At 53.8% G+C, this 18,499-nt stretch carries 22 protein-coding genes; 6 read left to right on the top strand and 16 right to left on the bottom strand.

What is annotated here, in order from left to right:
• Nucleotides 1–375 precede the first annotated feature (375 nt).
• From AC2FI8_RS14180 to AC2FI8_RS14160, 5 genes are all read right to left on the bottom strand, one after another.
• On the bottom strand, nucleotides 376–813 hold the full coding sequence (locus AC2FI8_RS14180) for a c-type cytochrome (RefSeq protein ID WP_496779693.1): 438 nt from the start codon (nucleotides 811–813) through the stop codon (nucleotides 376–378).
• 8 nt (nucleotides 814–821) lie between these two features.
• Entirely contained in the window at nucleotides 822–1,688 is an 867-nt protein-coding gene (locus AC2FI8_RS14175; RefSeq protein WP_496779690.1) for a CopD family protein, read from the bottom strand.
• A gap of 2 nt (nucleotides 1,689–1,690) precedes the next feature.
• Nucleotides 1,691–2,032 (bottom strand): copper resistance CopC family protein, encoded by a 342-nt coding sequence (locus tag AC2FI8_RS14170; protein ID WP_496779688.1) that lies wholly within the window; start codon nucleotides 2,030–2,032, stop codon nucleotides 1,691–1,693.
• Between the two features lie 11 nt (nucleotides 2,033–2,043).
• Nucleotides 2,044–2,475 (bottom strand): c-type cytochrome, encoded by a 432-nt coding sequence (locus AC2FI8_RS14165; protein ID WP_496779686.1) that lies wholly within the window; start codon nucleotides 2,473–2,475, stop codon nucleotides 2,044–2,046.
• Nucleotides 2,476–3,011: 536 nt separating this feature from the next.
• Entirely contained in the window at nucleotides 3,012–3,401 is a 390-nt protein-coding gene (locus AC2FI8_RS14160) for a MerR family transcriptional regulator (protein WP_496779684.1), read from the bottom strand.
• 95 nt (nucleotides 3,402–3,496) lie between these two features.
• Between AC2FI8_RS14160 and AC2FI8_RS14155 the strand changes: the two genes are divergently transcribed.
• Together AC2FI8_RS14155 and AC2FI8_RS14150 are read left to right on the top strand one after the other, a co-directional pair.
• On the top strand, nucleotides 3,497–3,820 hold the full coding sequence (locus AC2FI8_RS14155; protein WP_496725669.1) for a hypothetical protein: 324 nt from the start codon (nucleotides 3,497–3,499) through the stop codon (nucleotides 3,818–3,820).
• 4 nt (nucleotides 3,821–3,824) lie between these two features.
• A complete protein-coding gene (locus AC2FI8_RS14150; protein ID WP_496779682.1) occupies nucleotides 3,825–4,043 on the top strand; it encodes a GDCCVxC domain-containing (seleno)protein in 219 nt (72 codons plus the stop codon).
• A gap of 423 nt (nucleotides 4,044–4,466) precedes the next feature.
• On the opposite strand, the gene AC2FI8_RS14145 is transcribed toward AC2FI8_RS14150, so the two are convergent.
• The 11 genes from AC2FI8_RS14145 to AC2FI8_RS14095 form a co-directional block, all read right to left on the bottom strand.
• Nucleotides 4,467–5,324, bottom strand: coding sequence for a DUF2971 domain-containing protein (locus tag AC2FI8_RS14145; protein ID WP_496779680.1), 858 nt, complete (start codon nucleotides 5,322–5,324; stop codon nucleotides 4,467–4,469).
• Nucleotides 5,325–6,151: 827 nt separating this feature from the next.
• Nucleotides 6,152–7,279, bottom strand: coding sequence for a cytochrome-c peroxidase (locus tag AC2FI8_RS14140; RefSeq protein ID WP_496779678.1), 1,128 nt, complete (start codon nucleotides 7,277–7,279; stop codon nucleotides 6,152–6,154).
• Nucleotides 7,276–7,581, bottom strand: a complete 306-nt coding sequence (locus AC2FI8_RS14135; protein ID WP_496769487.1) for a hypothetical protein — start codon at nucleotides 7,579–7,581, stop codon at nucleotides 7,276–7,278. Before AC2FI8_RS14135 ends, AC2FI8_RS14140 begins: the two co-directional genes overlap by 4 nt.
• A gap of 68 nt (nucleotides 7,582–7,649) precedes the next feature.
• Nucleotides 7,650–8,456, bottom strand: a complete 807-nt coding sequence (locus AC2FI8_RS14130; RefSeq protein WP_496779676.1) for an amidohydrolase family protein — start codon at nucleotides 8,454–8,456, stop codon at nucleotides 7,650–7,652.
• Between the two features lie 21 nt (nucleotides 8,457–8,477).
• The gene (locus AC2FI8_RS14125; RefSeq protein ID WP_496779674.1) at nucleotides 8,478–9,344 is read right to left on the bottom strand and encodes a dioxygenase family protein; all 867 of its coding nucleotides are present in this window, start codon (nucleotides 9,342–9,344) and stop codon (nucleotides 8,478–8,480) included.
• Nucleotides 9,345–9,354: 10 nt separating this feature from the next.
• Entirely contained in the window at nucleotides 9,355–10,659 is a 1,305-nt protein-coding gene (locus tag AC2FI8_RS14120; protein WP_496779672.1) for a TRAP transporter large permease, read from the bottom strand.
• Nucleotides 10,656–11,207 (bottom strand): TRAP transporter small permease subunit, encoded by a 552-nt coding sequence (locus AC2FI8_RS14115; protein WP_480794434.1) that lies wholly within the window; start codon nucleotides 11,205–11,207, stop codon nucleotides 10,656–10,658. The genes AC2FI8_RS14120 and AC2FI8_RS14115 overlap by 4 nt, the downstream gene beginning before the upstream one ends.
• Nucleotides 11,208–11,237: 30 nt before the next feature.
• Nucleotides 11,238–12,311 carry a C4-dicarboxylate TRAP transporter substrate-binding protein gene (locus AC2FI8_RS14110; RefSeq protein WP_496779670.1) on the bottom strand — a complete coding sequence of 358 codons (1,074 nt, stop codon included), beginning with the start codon at nucleotides 12,309–12,311 and terminating at the stop codon, nucleotides 11,238–11,240.
• A 29-nt stretch (nucleotides 12,312–12,340) separates the two neighbouring features.
• Nucleotides 12,341–12,796 (bottom strand): OsmC family protein, encoded by a 456-nt coding sequence (locus AC2FI8_RS14105; protein ID WP_496725767.1) that lies wholly within the window; start codon nucleotides 12,794–12,796, stop codon nucleotides 12,341–12,343.
• A gap of 18 nt (nucleotides 12,797–12,814) precedes the next feature.
• Nucleotides 12,815–13,480: a malonic semialdehyde reductase gene (locus tag AC2FI8_RS14100; protein ID WP_496725678.1), complete on the bottom strand. Its 666-nt coding sequence runs from the start codon at nucleotides 13,478–13,480 to the stop codon at nucleotides 12,815–12,817.
• The gene (locus AC2FI8_RS14095; RefSeq protein ID WP_496779668.1) at nucleotides 13,477–14,361 is read right to left on the bottom strand and encodes a fumarylacetoacetate hydrolase family protein; all 885 of its coding nucleotides are present in this window, start codon (nucleotides 14,359–14,361) and stop codon (nucleotides 13,477–13,479) included. The genes AC2FI8_RS14100 and AC2FI8_RS14095 overlap by 4 nt, the downstream gene beginning before the upstream one ends.
• A gap of 85 nt (nucleotides 14,362–14,446) precedes the next feature.
• Between AC2FI8_RS14095 and AC2FI8_RS14090 the strand changes: the two genes are divergently transcribed.
• The 4 genes from AC2FI8_RS14090 to AC2FI8_RS14075 are packed head-to-tail and all read left to right on the top strand — an operon-like array spanning nucleotide 14,447 to nucleotide 18,361.
• On the top strand, nucleotides 14,447–14,833 hold the full coding sequence (locus tag AC2FI8_RS14090; protein ID WP_496779666.1) for a YciI family protein: 387 nt from the start codon (nucleotides 14,447–14,449) through the stop codon (nucleotides 14,831–14,833).
• Between the two features lie 51 nt (nucleotides 14,834–14,884).
• Complete coding sequence (locus AC2FI8_RS14085) at nucleotides 14,885–15,541, top strand: GntR family transcriptional regulator (RefSeq protein WP_496720476.1); 657 nt, start codon at nucleotides 14,885–14,887, stop codon at nucleotides 15,539–15,541.
• 1 nt (nucleotide 15,542) lies between these two features.
• Entirely contained in the window at nucleotides 15,543–16,841 is a 1,299-nt protein-coding gene (locus AC2FI8_RS14080; RefSeq protein WP_496779664.1) for a malonyl-CoA decarboxylase, read from the top strand.
• Nucleotides 16,838–18,361, top strand: a complete 1,524-nt coding sequence (locus AC2FI8_RS14075; RefSeq protein ID WP_496779662.1) for a malonate--CoA ligase — start codon at nucleotides 16,838–16,840, stop codon at nucleotides 18,359–18,361. The genes AC2FI8_RS14080 and AC2FI8_RS14075 overlap by 4 nt, the downstream gene beginning before the upstream one ends.
• Nucleotides 18,362–18,499: the final 138 nt, after the last annotated feature.

Genomic DNA, 18,499 nt, shown 5'->3' with positions numbered 1-18,499 from the left:
AATTTGTTAAGAAAAACCTTTTCCTTGACCCGCTTGTTGCGTATCCCAGCTATCAGTAACCAGCGCATCGAATGGCAAGTTTTCGCAACCATCGGGTGACTTGCCGCGCTGTAACAAACCGCGAACGTCGTTGAAGCGGTGTTATGTGAAGCGATCTCTGGTTGAGTGATGGCCGTTCAGTGTAACAAGTACTAAAGGCTGCCTCGCGGGACAAAGCACTAATTCGCTGCGCTAGCGCCAAGGTCGGCAATCAAGGGCGCGCCTAGTGTTTTGGGCGCGCTCAGTTCTTCGACCTAATCCTGCCGGACTATGGCACTGTAGTCGCCGCGCAATTGAAGTGTCACCGCACCGACCATGTGGCGAAGGTTGTCATCCTTAGTCATGCGGTGGGTTGCGGCTCGCTTGAATTTCCTGAACGCGCTCAGGCCAAGTGGACCTAATATAGGCAAGAACGTCCCAAATATCGTCATCGGTGAGTGTATCCCAAAATCCGGGCATACCACTTTCAAAGCCGTCGACACCGCGCGCGGCTAACGCCTCCTCGCCACCCAACAGTGTGTATTCGAACAAAAGCTGGTTGTCGTGGTGCCAGGTATGCCCGGTCTCGTCATGGGGTGGTGCAGGCAGAATGCCGTTGTCGTCAGGCGTCTGCCAATCCAGCTGTCCTTCGAGATTGACGCCATGACAAGAGGCGCATTGTTCAGCGTATAGTGCCTGCCCACTGGTCAAATCCCGGTCGTCCATTTCATGACCGGCACTTGCACTCGTTGCGCAGCTGAAAATTGTGACGATCAAAAAGTCTCGCCTGCTCATGGGATACCTCAATTTGGTAGGGTCAAGACGCTGGTGAGCGTCGCGGTTGCCGCAAGGACCACCAGAATGATTACAGCTTCGATTTCAATGGAGCGCACCAAATGGCGGGCGGCTTTATTGTCCCCGGATTGCATGGCCGGAACGAAACGCAGTTTGTTTGCGACGGCTAACCTCAGGACCGCGCCCACGAGCACGAGTTTGATTAGCAGAGTTTGCCCGTAGCCCGTTGTCATTAACGCCCACATATCGCCAAGCAACATCCAAGCCATCAGCAGTCCCGCCAAAATCAACGCAGGGACAATAACCGAAGCCGCCTGCCCAAACCGATGCCCCAACATGGCCGCGTTGTTCAGATATTCTGGCCGTTGGGACAGGGCGCGCAACGGCCCAAGGATACCGATCCAAAACGCAACTCCCAGAAGGTGCAGGAGCAATAGCAAACGGACGCCGGTTTTCTCCAACGCGGGGACATGCCCGACCTGAGCAAATGACCAAAGCGCGAACAATCCGCCTGCAAGTGCGACCCATTGGCCGACTAGGGGTATAAATATCCCGAAGATTATCAGAACCGCCCCGACAACCCGATAGACGAGAACGTCGCCAACCGGGGTCTGCCACAGCAGACCGAGCATTTCTGGATCGGTCATACCATCAGCTCCGCCCGTAAGAGCTGCACCGCGCAGCATGAACCCAAGGACAGAGCCCGCAAGCGCAAGCCCCGCTAGCAGCGCAACCTGCACACGCGTCTTATCGCTCAGAGGTGACACCAAGTCGGCAAAAACGGCCCGAATGATCAACAGACCAGTCGCACCACCAATACCGACATAGAGCATCAGCTTGGACAGTATAGCGCCTATTCCCCATACATCGAGCATGGTCAGTCCACTGTGAATGTGAACTCGCCCTGCATGGCGTGCCCGTCTGCACCCAAGCCCCGCCATTCAATGCGATAGGTGCCTTCACCCATGCTTTGAAGCGGGAGCGCGAACGCGCGTCCAAAACTTGTCTGGTCTTCCAGGTCGAGCGTAACGGTGTGAGCTTCCTGATGGATCATGTTGACCTTTGTCAGGCGAATATCATCCGCGAATTTGAAACTGATCTCAGAGGGCACTACGGCAACTGTCGCGCCGTTTTCGGGTGTGGTGGTGTCCACGCTCGAATGGGCAAAAGCGTTTGTGGCAAGCATGGAAATCAATGCAAATGTGGTGAGCTTCTTCATTAAGAGGTTCCTCAATTTATTCCATTAGCGCGCTGGATTTCGCGGATGCAGTCGATGACCATAGCCACATCGCCACGAGTCAAGCCTTCAACCGGAGGCATGTCGCCAAACTGCCAGTGGTGGCTTCTGACGCCCATTGCCACCGCGCGTTGGAAGGACTCGTCCGCATGATGGCTGGGTTCGTAAATAACATGGATCAGCGGCGGCCCTGCGCCTTCAACGCCAACCGCATTGCTGCCGTGGCACGCGGCGCACGCGTTTTCGAAGATCCGTTGACCTATGGCCGCATTTCCTTCGATAGGCGGCATCTGAATTGCCACCATCGCGTTGCCCTCAGTAGGTGCAGATTGCGCGGCCTCCTCAACTGGGGCGGGGCGTAGAGTGATATAGGCAGCGACGGCTACCACGGCGCAAGTGCCGATCAGGAGATATTTTCGGTTCATATACTGGTCCTAACCTTGTGTAACAGAGCGGTGCCGCAAATAAATCGCAGCACACTGGAACGTGTTCACTGCCGTGAACAGCGTCGGAAATCTGCTTTAAGCGTTAGGTGGCCTGTCCGGGTTGTCCGGTTCATTGAGCGTCGAGAGGTTTGTTGCCTGTAGTGCCAACACGACCGCTGCTTGGTTAGGTTTGGTTTCGAATGCCTGCGTCGTGAGCGCGAGAACGTTACACAGGAATGGGTTGCATCCTTCATGCGCTGAGCTGCCCGGTTCATGCTGCCCGTCTTCGCTAGGAGCGACCAGCCCGTGGTTAGCGTGTTGCACCTCAACACTTGTCGCCATATGATCAATACAATGCCCGCCAACGCACTCATTAGCTAGCGCATGCGCGACGTTCCCAAGCCCCATTACAAGGATCAGAAAAACCGTAAGAAGTGTCGTGGTTATTGGCCGAAGGTGCTTCACGTGGCGAAGCTACCCCGGATTCTGACCGAACACAACGCGCGGGCCAAAGGGGCGCAATACCCAACGTCCGGCTACAGTGTACGCAATTGAGAAAGCATAGGGCATGAAACATTCCCGCTGTCGCAATTGGCTGTGAGTTCAGTCAACGCCACTTCCAAACGCTCAAGTTCCTTTATCTTTTCGCGCACATTGAAAACGTGGTGCTCAGCCAATTCCTTAATGGATTGGCAGTCTTCGCTATCGCCTTCGGATAATTCCAGGAGTGTCCTCGCATCGGCAAGCGGAAAGCCCAAGTCACGGCATTTCTTTAGAAACCGAAGCCGTCCAATGTCGTGCGTAGAGTACATCCGCCGGTTATTTGAAGCGCGTTCCGGTTTAGGCACGATCCCTTCGCGTTCGTAGTAGCGGATCGTTTCAATGCCGACACCGCTTTGACGGGATGCTTCCCCAATCGCAAACATGTGAGATGTTCCGTCTTGATCCTGTAGTCACTACAGAGGTTATACCAGTAATCGCCGCTTAGACAATTCCGCACAAAAAGGCGTCAGGAACAAAAATGCAGAAATACCTTAGCCTCAGTTACATAGGATCTCTGTCCGCGCTTGGCGTCGCGACCTGCTGCGTAATGCCCATGACAATGATGCTTCTAGGACTGGGCGGCAGCTGGTTAGCGATCTTTGGGAAGATAGCAGCAGCAAGCTTTTATGTTCTGGCGATTTCGACCACTCTTGTCGCGGTGTCTTGGCTGGTTTGTTATCAGCGCGGGTCATTGCCAAAGTTGAAGTGGTGGCTTTGGGGAACGACCGCGATGACCGGATTGGCTTGGGTTGTCGTGTTCTATGAGGCTCGAATCAACGATTTCCTGATTACGCAGATGTGAGACAATGATGGAACAAACTGTAGTGCTTGAAAGCACACTGACTTGCCCAAACTGTGGGCACAGTGAAACCGAAAAAATGCCTACGGATGCCTGCCAGTGGTTCTATGAATGCAAGTCATGCAGAACAGTCTTGAAGCCGTTGGAAGGCGACTGTTGCGTCTATTGCTCTTATGCCAACGTGCCCTGTCCACCAATTCAGTCGGGTAATGGCTGCTGCGGATAGTGTGAAGGATTCCGGTGTTGCTCACTTGGTGAACTTGCCACCGGAGGATTTCGACAATTTGCCCAACCGTTGCTCCGGTCTGTGATCTTGGGAAACGGCCCTCTGACTTCGTTTGGCGTGCTTCTCGCGACACTACGTCACGCGGCTTCGGCGGGTCCCACGGACACAACAGTGGTCATCGTTTCGGGCGCAGAAATTCAGCACCTCCCCGAATTATTAGAATTGGCCGAAAGTTGAACTTTGCAAGGTCAGCTTACTGCGCATTGTCGCCATTCAAGCCCGGCGTACCACTGGTCACTTTGGGCTCTGAATAGTCGTTCTCTGTAGCAGGTTTAAGTGGGTGGCTTGGAACCCATTACCGCCTTTGGTCACCTTTTGATGTCTCGCCGGTGCAGCAAGTTACAAACCACACATAGCCCACACCTAAATGATTGCCTGCTTCGCCGGTGTAGTTATTGGAAAAAGTAAATAGCCATAAGCATTGGCTCGCAAGCCCATCCTAAAGTAGTCAATGCCTTCGCCAAGCGCGTTCATAACTCTTGAATATGTTGGTGCCTCTACCCGTGGCCCGAAAATAACGCCTGTCAGCTTCATACCTGGCACTTGGTAATATCCCGGCACCCCCAAAAATGATGCCATTCGGAATTCTTCCTCATAGACCCAGTCATAGCTTTTTGATGTGGTTGCAATTTTTATTTTTTCGTAGGCAAGGTTTTCTATCTTGGAGCGTTGTTCACTTTCTGTAAGTCCGCTCAAGCTCATCGCCACACGCGTTTGGACGAAAAAGTCAAATGACGAAAACTCAGGGGGCTCTTCTTTCCAGTACTGCACAGGAAAGAAGGGCGGCCCTTCAACACCAGCCGTTGGATTTGCAGTCAACTGCAAGCAAATTCCTTTGATGGCGTCTGCATAGTGCCCCCACATCAGTGTATTCTGCCACCCTTTACTAAAGGATGCGACTACAGCTTGCTGTCTAACTGTCTCGTGAAACAGGGGGCTTTGGATATTACAGATATTGAAGTCCTGCTCTGAAATAGTCTCCGGCAAAAGCTCAAAATCCGGAAACTGTTTTGCCAGCAGATCGCGCAATTCACGGTGCCTAGACGTGAACTCATCGTAAGTACCTACCCGGTGACTAACGCATCCCTCAAATGGATCATTTTGAGTATCCAGGAAATTCAACCAAACCCTGTTATCCCGAAGTTGCTCAAGCTCTTCATCAAAGTGCTTGGAAGTTATTCCGCGATACCTAAACAACTTTTCTGGAAACCAACCGTTCATCATTCTGTCCGATCTATACACGCTAGCGGCGATCCTTAACGATGCCTTGCCACAAAATTGATAAAAAATACTTGCGCTCGTACACAGGGCTGACAGTGGTGTCACAAAACGAGAAAAGCAACTTAGGAAACTCAATAAGCATCCAACTTTGCAACGACCGACATGTGCGCGTAGCTGCCATTTGAAGCGAACCATGCCGCAAAGGCAGCGAACGGCAGCTTTGTGGCCATTACTTATTGCAGTTCGATAGAATGGCACAGCTGCAAATGGCGGCAAGCTTTCTTCCTCACCGATTTCCATTTTTGAGCCAGCGGGATTTGGACAAGCCAAACGCCTTTCACCGACAGGGTGAGGGCGCGGCCGTCTTCCTCCCGCGTTCGCCCCGTCGCAGATTCCTAGTAACAGGCGGCTTCGCCGTCTGGTCTGCAAATCAGCCCTGATTTCCGAAAGGGAAGTCGGATCAAACCAAACTGTCTGCGAGAGTATGAAATGCGGGCGGCGTGTTGGTTGATGACGCAAAGGTCAAACTCTACTGATGTCCAACGTTGGGGGTGCCTTCCGATGTCGAACATTCATCCCAACTCTGATCCAACTGTGACGGTTGGGTCAGGTTCGTGTGACGTTCAACAGATGTGGAACGTCACTGATACTTGACTCAATCGAAATCCAAAACCTCAACAAATCGGCCGATCACGTCATCCATTTCTGACGTAAACGTCAAGCAATTCTGACCCGGAGCGAGCAGAACCCCCTCATCGGCACTGCAAACGATAGTCGCCGAACCAGCTTGCCAAACAGCCCATTCACGAGCGTTAAACACAAACGCTTTAGTAAGGCGCCTTGGACAGCGTCATCAAAAACGCAACTAAGTCTGCAATCTCTTGCTCAGACAAATTCAATTGCGAGAGAATGGCTTCACCGTCGGCGTGCAGCCTTTCCGTATTGATTTTGCTGTAATGCCGGATCACTGCGTTCAGATCACTTAGGCTGCCGTCATGCATGTACGGTGCGGTTTCAGCCGCTCCGCGCAGGCTGGGCGTGCGGAAGGTTCCAAAATCAGCGTGGCTTCGACGTACATTTCGAACCGCCCAAGCACCTTGCTTATCCGGATCGTCATTCCAGTCGCCGTCCAGAGTATAGGGGCTTGAGAGTAAAAAGTTCAGTCCACCGAACCGCCCTTCGTCGACCTCGGTTTCATTCAGAAAGTATGGTACGCCAGCGTCATGGAACTCGTTGTTGGAAAATCTCGGACCATTGTGGCACAACACACAGTTTCCACGCCCTATGAACAGCTGAAGACCTCGCTGTGCAGCTTCGGGGTAGCTCGCAGCCGCTGCTAAATCTTGGTTCTCCAATGCATCACGGAATTCATCAAACTGTGTCCAGTCCGTAGCTAAAGTTTCCAAGTAGGCGGATAGAGTTTTGGCAATGTTCACCAGCACAAGCTCTGAATCTTGAACCTGTATGTCGCCAAATATGGCTTCAAATTCATCAATGTAGGTACTTTCTGAGATAGCGGTTTTTAGGCTATCGGCACTGTGGGCCATCTCTTGTTCTTCGATGATCGGATGCAGGCTGGCTGTCCAAAGGCTATCGCTTTTGCCACCCCACCCATACCAGCGGAGTCCGGCCAGGTTCCGCAGTGATGGAGTGTTTCGATCTAACAGTACACGGCCGAGCGCCCGCGCCTCTGGCGTTGTAAATGCCTGTTCAGGATCATGACAACTTGCGCAAGAAAGTGCACCGTCGACGGACAACACCGGATCGTTGAATAAGGCCTCTCCAAGCGCGATCGCTCTGGCATTGTTCGAAACCCTGTTGCTTGGGTCAGACTGGAAGGATGGTGGCCACGGTCCAAAGGAAAGCGTTTGTTCAATTTCGCCTGCAGATAACAAGACCTCTGCACGCACTGCACCTGTCAAGGCAATAAGCGCAGCTGTAACCCACAGCTTCATTTCAGCGTAACTTCTGACGAGTAGAAAATTGATTGGCCATTGATGTCGACATCGACCTGCAGTTCCCACAAACCCGGCATGTGAAACAGCATATCATCAACGCGGAACGCTCCGCCGCCCAAGGCGGTAACTTTGGGGGTATAGTTCATATCGTGTCGATGAGCGGGCATGATTGCATTCACACGCATTTGGCCCACGGCAGTTTCACTACAAATAGAAACCAGTACGGAAAACGGTTGAGCCAACGGAATTTCATCGACGGACAGATACACCTCGGGCGCGTTTTGAGCGTCCGAATTCATGCGTTGCCCCGTCGCCTCACAAGCAGCGGCCGCGCTGGACCAAATCATGAACCAGACGGCGCAGCGGATCATTCTGATGCCAGCAAACGTTCTGCGTTCGCATAGGCGATGTTGTCCGCAATCTGGTCCGGCAGCAAATCCAACCATTCACGCGAAAGATCTGCGTGGGGGCCGACATAGTACCAACGTTCCGGCGCAAATGTATCCGTACCGACCATAAACCGATCGGGATGGGCTTCGAACGCAGCCTTCCAATTCGGGTCGATACGGCCTCGTGAGGCCATGTCCGAACGAAATGCCAAATCGGCCCAAAGCCTGGGATAGGTATCCAGCGCGTCAACAACACTCGCCGGGTCGTCAAAGCCAGAATGGGCCCACAGTACCCGAGCTTCAGGCCAGGTTTCGAAGATCAGGTCAACTGCCTCTCGATCGCCGTGGTGGTGTAGAATGAGGTTCCGCTCTTTCGCCAGTGCAATCATGCGCTGGATGACCGGCGTCTTAATGTCGTCTCCGTAAGCGTGAAACTCGCCGATGGCTTCGTAGTCGTTCTTGGCCAGATTTTCTTCCAAATAGTCGATTACAGTTTCGTCGTGCATCCAGGTGTTGATTTCACCGCGGCGCCGGTAAGGGCGCAGTGCCGGAACAACGATATCTGGTGCTGCGGCCAACAATAGTTGAGTGCCATTGTCATCCGAGCTGGAGACCAGGGCTTTACGGACGCCCGCGTCCCGAAGGATTTTGGCCACCTGTTCGGGAGGAACCAGTTTGACGGCATCGTGGCTGTAATGAATATGCGCGTCAAAGATCGGGCGCTCTTCTGCGATGGCGGTATTGCAAAACAGCGCGGCACCTAAAATGAAGATATGTTTCAGCACCTCAAGCCTCCTCAATATCGTTCAGGATCTGGCAAGCTTCACATCGAATTTCACGTGGAAGAAAGGTTCAGTGATCTTACCAGAAAGCTCCATGCCATCCGGAAATTCCGAAACTGGCCTTTCGGCATAGGTCATCACCAGATCATCCCGAACACCAAAGACCGTATCTTGATCCAGATAAGGATCGTCGTCGGGGAAGATCTCGGTCACCAGAGATCGGTACCCCGGAGCCTTGACGATATAGTGCAGGTGTGACGGTCGCCAGGGATGGCGGCCGCAGGCGCGCAGGATGTCTCCGACAGGCCCGTCTGACGGTACCGTGTATTCAACTGGCTTGACGGTCGTGAATGCATACTTACCGTCGTCACCCGTGGTCATCAGGCCGTGAAAAGAAAAGGTGTCCTGTTCTTCGTCCTGACTTGCATACATTCCATTCGGTGCGGTTTGCCAGATATCCAGTTCTGCACCGGAAATCGGATTACCATCGGTATCCCGGATTACGCCTTCAGCAAGCAGCACAGGTCCACCGTAGTGGCGCTTCATATCCCCGCCGAATGGCAGAGGCGGCGCGCCAGAGACATGAAAAGGGCCAAGCACTGATGAACTTGTTGCATCAGAACTAGAATGCAACATGTCCACCAATGACGAAAGGCCCAGCACATCCGAGGCGAGCACGAATTCATGCCTGTCCTCGGTTTCCACCGCAGCGCAGCCCTCCAGAAATGCAATCCCGGCGCGCCATTCGTCATGTGTCAGGTTGGTTTCCCGCGCGAAATCGTGGAGGTGTTTGACCAGAGACCCGATGATCTCTCGCATCCGCGGATCGGTGTCCTTGGACAGGTATCCCATGAACACGTCGGTGATATTGTCTTTGGTGACAGAGCGCATCTGGGCCTCCTTAAATCAGGGCAAGGCTGAGGATCGGGAACTCGATCAGAATAAACAGAACGATCAGCATCACGAACGCAAAGGGAAGCGCGCCCATGAACACGTCTTTGAGTGATATCCGGTCATCATTGATCGTCGATTTGATGACGAAGCAAGATATGCCCAAAGGCGGGGTCAATAGTCCGATTTCGGCTCCGACTACGGTGACGATCCCGAACCAGATCAACGACATGTCCAGCGCTTCGGCCATGGGCAGGAACAGCGGGACGACGATCAGAATGATGGACGCCGTATCGAGCAAAGTTCCCAGAAAAAGCATCAAGAGGACGTAGAGCAGCATGATCGACCAAAAGGACGCTGAATTCCCCGCAAGTAAGTCCTGCAACTGATTGGGCAGCCCGGCCAGTCCCAGCATGCGGCTGTAAATCGAAGCTGCTGTAATCAGGAACAAGATCGCCGCTGTAATATGACCAGTTTCCAGCAACGCGTCCCAGAACGCTCTTGGTGTCATAGACTTGCGTACGACTGCGATCACGAGCGTAACCAGTGCCCCGGCGGCACCCGCCTCGACAGCGGTTAGCCATCCTGTGTAAATGCCACCGAGCACTACCGTGATAATGAACAATGTGGGAAGGGTCTTGGATGCGATCTCGCGCCCGGACATCCATTCGGTGTCTTCGACGACCCGGCCGCCCACAAATGCAGGGGTGAAACGGCCCATAAACCAGATCGCACCCACATAAGCTATCGCCAGCATGATCCCCGGAATGACCCCTGCCAGGAACATGTCCCCCACAGATTGTTCAGCAACAAAGGAGTAAATGATCAACATGGCCGATGGTGGGATGATCATACCCAAAACCGAAGACCCAGCTACCACGCCAACAGCAAAGCGTGGGTTGTAATCCTGCGCCATCATTTGCGGGACCGAGACCTTGGTGAACACGGATGCAGACGCAATGGACGACCCGGTAACGGCCGCAAACACGGCATTTGCTCCGACGGTCGCCATTCCGATACCGCCTTTGACCTTGCGAAACCGCATGGTCATGACTTCGTAAATGTCCCTGCCTAGTCCCGCTTTTGAGACGATAAGCCCCATAAAGGTAAACAGTGGGATGGTCGCGAAACTGTATTCCATCGCGCTGTCGCCTACCGCAACCTTCAGCAGGTTGAGCGCAAGCGTGAAGTTGTCTCGCATCAGCCAGATCGACACGAAGGAGACTACGCCCAGAGCTATCGGAATGTAGACGCCTGCGTAGATCAAAAAGACGATGGCAACGACCGAGATCAGGCCAATCTCAATCGGCGTCATTCTGCAGCCTCGTCATGTTCAGGGGTCCGGACAAGCTGCGGGCGGTCCTGCGCCGTGACGACCTTGAGCAGGAAGATCACGCAGGCAAGCGCAGTACCGCACGCGATGACCAGTTTGACCGGCCACCATGGCAATGTGAAAAGACCGGGTACTCCGAAGTAGTCCTGTGTCTCCCACATATGAAGAAATTCTGGGAAGGTTACATACGCAATCAAAGCCATAAAGATTGCCGAAATGGCGTTGATGATGCGCCTCAGGCTGGCTGTCAGACCCGGGCGGCGATGGTGCAACAGGTTCAGGAACCCGTCTGAGCGCGTCAGCCGATCCACTCTGACGACGTCGGCCAACTGTAGGAAAACAATCATCACGACTGAAAACTGGACCATTTCGTAGGTCCCGCGCAAAGGGGCTGAAAACAGGCCACGCGCAATGACATCGACATTCAGAATGACCACCAACGCGAGGACGACAAGCGTACCCAAGGCGTTGGCGGCGATTGCGAGCGAATTGGCGACCCGCGACAGGCCAGCAACTGCGGTCTTCAGCATGAAAGGCCCCTTTCGTGGATCGCCAGACAGTTATTCAGCCGTCCAGTCACGTACACCGATGAATCCGGCGTCCTGAAGCTTGCCAAGGTAGGCGGCCAGCATCTCTGTGCCCTGCTCGCCATTGTCGTTCAGCGTCGCAGCCCATTCCTGCGCGACATTCGGCATGGCGTTTGCCCAAGCGGCACGGTCTTCGTCCGAAACCTCAACAATTGTTCCACCCGCTTCAACATACGCATCCCGCGAAGCAGCGGCGCGGTCCATCGCGATGCCGGCGACATGGTCACGGTAGTCGATGGCGACGGCCTCCAACACGTCTTTGACTTCGTCCGGGAGGCTAGCCCAGTAGTCGGCATTGACGGTGATGGTCTTGGAATTCACTGCTCCCAGATCAGCCTTGAGCATGTAAGGTGCCACTTCCGCGATCTTAAACGTCTTTGCGGCTTCGGGCCAAAGCATGCCGCAATCGACGAGGCCGGTTTGAAGCATGTTGTAGAAATCGGTTAGCCCCCCGCGTACACCGGCGGCATCCTTGATCCCTTCAAGATAACGCAAGTTCAGGCCTGCTCCCGCGATTTTGCGGCCCTCAAGATCGGCAACCGAAGAAACAGGTTCCGTGCAGAAAATTTGATAGGTGTCGAGCACAACGCCCGTGGCAAGGTAAACTTGGTTCTGTGCAGCAAACTCGTTCTGCATCGCAGGATATTCGCGCGCGATTTCATCCACTGCCTTGGCCACGGCACGGGAGTCCGATGCCACGAAGGGTGTCGAACCGGATATGCCCTGGCTGGGCAGCTTAGAAGAATGAAAGATGGTTGTGACGATACCTATGTCGCCAAGGCCAAGCTGAATCCCTTCCAAAACGCCTTTCGGCTTAACGATTGAACCGCCGTAGTTCTCTTGCCAGTTCATTTTATAGTTGCCGGACTCGCCCAGCCGTTTGTCCACTTCTGGAATGAAGTAGTTGGTGAATTCTTTCACCCACAAAGCGCGGTCGGGATAGCCATCAATTACGACGGCAGAGATGGTCTCTTCTGCCGCGAGAGGCATCGCCATGATGCTTGCCAGAGCAGCGCCCACTAGGCTGCGTTTGGTCCAGTTTTTCATTTCTCTCCTCCCAGAAAGTTGGGTCTTTTTTATTTTTTTGCTTTGACCCAGTTGACGGTCAGGTCCGTGCCTGCCGCTTCAAACAGTTTTGCGATCGCGCAATACTTGGCTGTCTCCTCGCCCACGCGCGTCAGTTCCTCCTGACTGGCGGGCGTCTCACAATTCACGGTGAGTTCGATTTCCGGAAACGGAACATCGATCTCCTCTTCCATCAGCACGCCACGCCGGTCCAACCTGCATTTCGCGTCGATTGTCACCGTGCCGAGTTCAACTCCCAACCGATGTGCGTTCTTGTGCCCGATGACATTTGTACAGGCGATCAGGGCTGCCATTGCGGTTTCGGTCGGAGACGGACCAAGATTTGTCCCGCCGCGTTCGACGGGTTCATCGACAACAACATCAAGATCGCGAATTGGTATCTCAGTGCGCGCATGAGTCGGGCATTGAGCTGTCGTGCGGTAAGTCACGACAGGTTTTACTTTCATAGCCACAGCGTCACTTCCTCAGGCATAAGAGCAAACCTTTTCGAATGGAAAACGTGGAAGCTTCTGGAACAATCCGGTCTCGTCCGCGTAGCCCAGATTGCAAAGAAAATTGGACTTGAGCGTCGTGCCCGCGAAGAACTCCTCATCGACGATCTTGTTCGAAAAACCTGACATGGCGCCGACGTCCAACCCGACCGCCCGGGCCGCAATCATGAAGTAAGCGCCCTGAAGCGTGCCATTTCGAAAGGCCGTGTCTGCCACGTAGTCGGGCTTGCTTTTGAACAATGACCGACGATCTTCGTGCGGGAAAAGAAAGGGCAGTTCCTTCCAGAAGTCCATGTCATAGGCAATGATCGCCGTGACCGGAGCATCCATCATTTTTGGCACATTCTTCGGCTTTAAAGACTTTGCAAGCCGCTCTTTCCCTTCGGGACTTTTCACGAAAACGAAGCGCGCGGGCAACGTATTCATGCTGGTCGCGCCGTTGATCGTAATGTCGTAGATCTCTTCAAGTATGTCGTCAGAAACAGGCTTGTTGGTCCACGCGTAGTGCGATCTGGATTCGCGCAGGATCAAGGCAATCGCGTCATCCGACAAACGTGGAATGCGATCGCGCAGATCGCGATGATCCTGCTGCGCCTTGGCGCGAAGTGCCTCCAGCTCTGCCCCGGTTGGTGCGCTCATGTTGCGGCCACCTTTGACTCGGTGTCCTTTTCGTCGATGATCGGGCTGGCGCAGATTCCGATGCCTTCAATTTCGACTTCGACGGTTTCACCCGGCTTCAGCCAACGGGGATTGGGCTTTTTGGCGTGACCGACACCCGGTGGTGTGCCCAACGCAATCAGGTCTCCGGGTTCCAGAGTGGTGTATTCCGAAATTGTCGCAATGACCTGACGAACGCCCCAGATCATGTTGGCCGTGTTCGAGCTTTGTAAGATTTCATCGCCCACGCGGCTTTCGATCTTCAGACCGGAAGCCCCTTCGGGCAGTTCGTCCGGCGTTACGGTGAAAGGACCGATCGCTCCCGTATCATCGAAGTTTTTGCCCGGCGTCCATTGAACGGTTTTGCGCTGATAATCCCGCAGCGACCCGTCGTTGAACACGGTGTAGCCAAAGACATAATCCAGTGCGTCCTCTTCCGAGATATGCCGACCTCTTTTTCCAACGATCAGCATAAGCTCGGCTTCGTAGTCTAGCTTCTCAGAACAGGTAGGCCGCACCATGGGCTGCCCCGCCGCCATGATCGAGTTTTTCCCGCGCATGAAAAGCGTCGGATACTCCGGAATATCATATCCGCCTTCCTTGATGTGGTCCGTGTAGTTCAACCCCATGCAAATGATCGTGCCGGGCGCGACCACCGGCAATGCTGGCTTGATAGACGACACAGGCACACTGTCTGCGGCGGCGATTTTGTCAGACAGTGAGTCGGCTAGCTCAGGCTTGGCTATAAAACCCATCAGATCGGAACCGACGGTAGCGTCCAAAGCCGTTAAATTCACTGCGTTTTCACCGTTCACAGCAAAGACCGCAGTGCCTTCCGAGGTTTCTCCCACCAGGTATTTCATTTTCACCATCCATGTCAGTTCGCTTGATTTTTGCCGACTATTTTGCAATATGTCAAATAATATCGATTTTTTTTGGAGATCCGCGATGGTTGCTTGGGCAGATTATAAATCAGAAGCGAAAAGCCGTGGCGCACTGGCACTGGAGCTTTATGTTGCACTCAGCACACCGACCAAAGCGCCAGAAGACGTAAAAGCATCCCTTCCGGATCACTTGGCGTATCAGGCGGATCTTGAACGCGCGGGAAAGTTGGCTTTTGCTGGGCCGATGTCGGATGAAACCGGCGAGCATATGCAAGGAATGGGCCTGATCATCTATCGAGCCGACAGCCTTGAATCCGCCCGGAAGCTGGCGGAAGACGATCCTATGCACAAAAGCGGGGCGCGTAGCTTTGTACTTCGGCGCTGGTTGATCAACGAAGGCTCGATTAACCTTTCAGTTGGTCTATCGACTGGAACGAGTGCCTTCAGTTAAGTGCACTCAAGAGTATTTGCCGCGAAATAGGAACAGTCGGATATGGACGCCATGCTTGATACTGAGGGCAAAGAGACATCAGCCACTCATGGAGCGTATCGAAGGCTGCGCGAAATGATCCTGACCGGCGAATTGCCGCCCGGACAAAAACTCAAGATCGAACAGCTTCGCGGGCTTTTGGACACTGGCGCTAGTCCGGTTCGTGAAGCGCTTAGCCTTTTGACTTCAGACATGTTGGTCGAACGGATTGATCAGCGTGGATTTCGGGCAGCGCCAGTCAGCAAGTGTAACTTTGAGGAAATCCTTCTGCTTCGATGCAACCTTGAAGAAACCGCGTTGCGCGCTTCCATCACCAATGCGGATGCGGCCTGGGAAGATCGGCTTGTCTTGCGTCACCATCATATGAAAAAGGCCAGCCAGAACGGGGCGCGAGACTTTGAGGACGCTCACAAGGCGTTTCATATGGCCTTGTTGGACAATTCGAAACTGCCGTTGCTGCTGCGGTATTGCTCGCAGCTATATGACCTGAACATTCGCTACCGCTATCTGGCGGCCGGCGGGTCGAGCTACAAAAAGCGAGACATCGCCGCCGAACATCAGCAAATCCTGGACGCCGCATTAAATCACGACGCAGACAGCGCAACTCGGCACTTGATCGATCACTACCGCCGAACAGGTGAGTACCTTAGCAGCCAGATGGAGCCCTGAAATGCAGCGGAATTGGTTTCTGGGTGATCTACTAAACCAATTGCTGGACCGTCCCGACAAAAGGCGTGGCAAGGATGACCAACGATCCATTGCCGAGCTATGTGAGGCGCTTCTGTCCGCAGAGGGTGAAGTATCGGGTTTCACACTGGCATCTACGATTCTTGATCGCTACCACACTCTGGATGATCCCGAGAAGTTAGACTTTTTTACCTATTTGAATGACCATCTAGAGCTAGACGCCGATCAGCTTTCCCAAACGGCGCGCCTCTACGTCAATGATCGAAGTGTCGAGCTTTATCAGAAGCTTAATGAGTTTTCAGAGCCAAGGCGGCAAGAGTTGTTACGCCGTTTGAACCAGCCGTCTGGTGCGACGCAAGAACTTGTGGCCATGCGCGTCGATCTGCTGCGCTTTCTCAAATCCAACCTCGAACTCAAGCGAACTGATATCGATTTCGTCCATTTGTTGCGCAGCTGGTTCAACCGGGGCTTTCTTGTCCTCAAGCAAATCAGCTGGGACACCCCTGCCCGAGTTCTGGACAAGATCGTCGCCTATGAGGCGGTACACCAGATCAACGATCTGGACGATTTGCGGCGAAGGCTCTACCCGCCGGACCGTCGTTGTTTTGCGTTCTTCCACCCTTCGATGCCAGATGAGCCGCTGATATTTGTCGAGGTCGCTCTGACCGTTGAAATCCCGGATGCAATAGATACGCTTCTATCCGAAGCACGAGAACCGATCGAAGCCGAGCAGGCAAAGGTCGCGGCGTTCTATTCCATTTCAAACTGCCAAAAGGGTTTGGCGGGCATCAGCTTTGGGAATCTATTGATAAAGCAGGTTGTGACCGAGCTTTCGCGAGAGCTTCGCGGGCTTGATACCTTTGTGACATTGTCGCCGATACCGGGGCTAAACCGGTGGCTGGCTGGTGAAACAGACCACCCAGAACACGGGCATGCCGCCGAGGCCGTGCTTGCAGAAACAGCAGCACCGCAGGACACGCGCGCGATGGCTGCCCGATACTTGATGTTCGCCAAGCGCGAAGATGGGATGCCACTGGACCCTGTGGCCCGCTTTCATCTGGGCAATGGCGCCGAGCTTCATGAAGTGCATGCCGAAGCCGATCCCTCGCCGAACGGACGCGCCCAGTCCGGAGGTGCGATGGTCAACTACCTTTACGATTTGAACAAAACAGAACGTTACCACGAAGAATTCGCGACACGTGCCACGATCCAAGCCTCGCGTTCAATTCGCGCGGCTTCAACTGCGACGCTTGCGGTAAAGCCTAGGAAAAATACAGCGTGACTAATACACTTTACGACAGTTTGTTTGCCCGCCACGAGGGCAGCACGGCTCCATTCCTGGAACTCGATAATGGCCAGGTAGTCTCTTATGGCGCGTTTCTGCAGCGCACCGCCCAGATCGCGCATGTCTTGCAGAACAGCGGAGTTTCTCCTGGGGATCGCATCGTCGTGCAGGCCCCCAAGCTGGCTGATACGATTGCGCTCTATGCCGCTTCGGTTCAGGCAGGTGCTGTCTACCTGCCCCTTAACACTGCCTATACCATGGCAGAGTTGGACTATTTCATCTCTGACGCACAACCTGCGTTAATCGTTTGCGACAGCAACGACAAAGTTGAATTCGAACAAATGGCGACCCGGTCTGGTGCAAAACTGCTGACCTTGGGTGGCGAAAATCCAAGCCTGAGCCGCGAAGCGGACGCACAGCCTTGTGTATTTGAGACCGTGGATCGTGCGCCAGAAGACCTCGCAGCGCTTCTTTACACATCAGGTACAACGGGCCGGTCCAAGGGCGCGATGCTCAGCCACCGAAACCTGCTTTCCAATGCCCAAGCCCTTGCGGATTTGTGGGGTATCACCGACGCTGATCGCCTGCTTCATGCGCTGCCAATCTTTCACACACATGGGCTTTTCGTGGCGATGAACACATCACTACTCGCCGGTTCCAAAGTGCGGCTGATGGAAAAATTCGACACTGGTATGATCTTGGAGGAATTGCCCCACTCGACCCTTCTGATGGGTGTCCCCACTTTCTATACCCGATTGCTGGCGGATGACGGTTTCACCGAAGAGATTACAGAGAACATGCGTCTGTTTGTTTCCGGCTCAGCCCCGTTGCTGGCCGAGACCCACCTAGCGTTCGAAACGCGCACCGGCCACCGCATCCTTGAGCGCTATGGAATGACCGAGACGAACATGAACACCTCGAACCCCTATGACGGTGAGCGTCGCGCAGGAACTGTCGGCTTGGCGCTTCCCGGCACCGAGCTGATCGTTACCAATCCTGAAACTGGAGAACCGCTGCCCCGGGGCGAGGTTGGAATGATCGAAGTACGAGGGCCCAATGTGTTCCAAGGCTATTGGCAAATGCCCGAGAAAACCGCCGAAGAGCTACGGGAAAACGGGTTCTTCATCACCGGTGATCTGGGTCAATGCAGCGAGGATGGTTATCTGTCGATTGTTGGTCGGTCAAAAGACCTGATCATAACTGGTGGTTACAACGTCTACCCCAAAGAAATTGAAGACGTCTTGAACGACATCGACGGCATCCTGGAATCGGCAGTTTTTGGCATTCCCGACACCGAATTTGGAGAAGCAATTATTGCTGCTTTGGTTGCCGAGCCTGGAGCACAGCTTCAGGTGGAACAGATCGACTCGATCATCAGAAACAAGCTTTCGCGATTCAAACATCCTCGCCGCTACGAACTCGTCCAAGAGTTGCCACGAAACACAATGGGAAAGGTCCAAAAGAACGTACTGCGCGATCAGCGCACAGAAAAGGAAACCGCGTCGGCAATATCCTAGCAGATCTGCCTTAAGCCTCAAACAAACCATGACCTTTTGATCTGAAAATACCCTACGACTTGAACCGCCACCTCATCAGGAGATTGACCATGACTCGCATGACGGCAAAAGACTTCGACCAGGAACTTCTGGACCTGT

Source organism: Ruegeria sp. CDSB029 (assembly GCF_059611125.1).
Note: the sequence above shows the minus strand (reverse complement) of the source record. Positions and strands in the feature narration are given on the sequence as shown.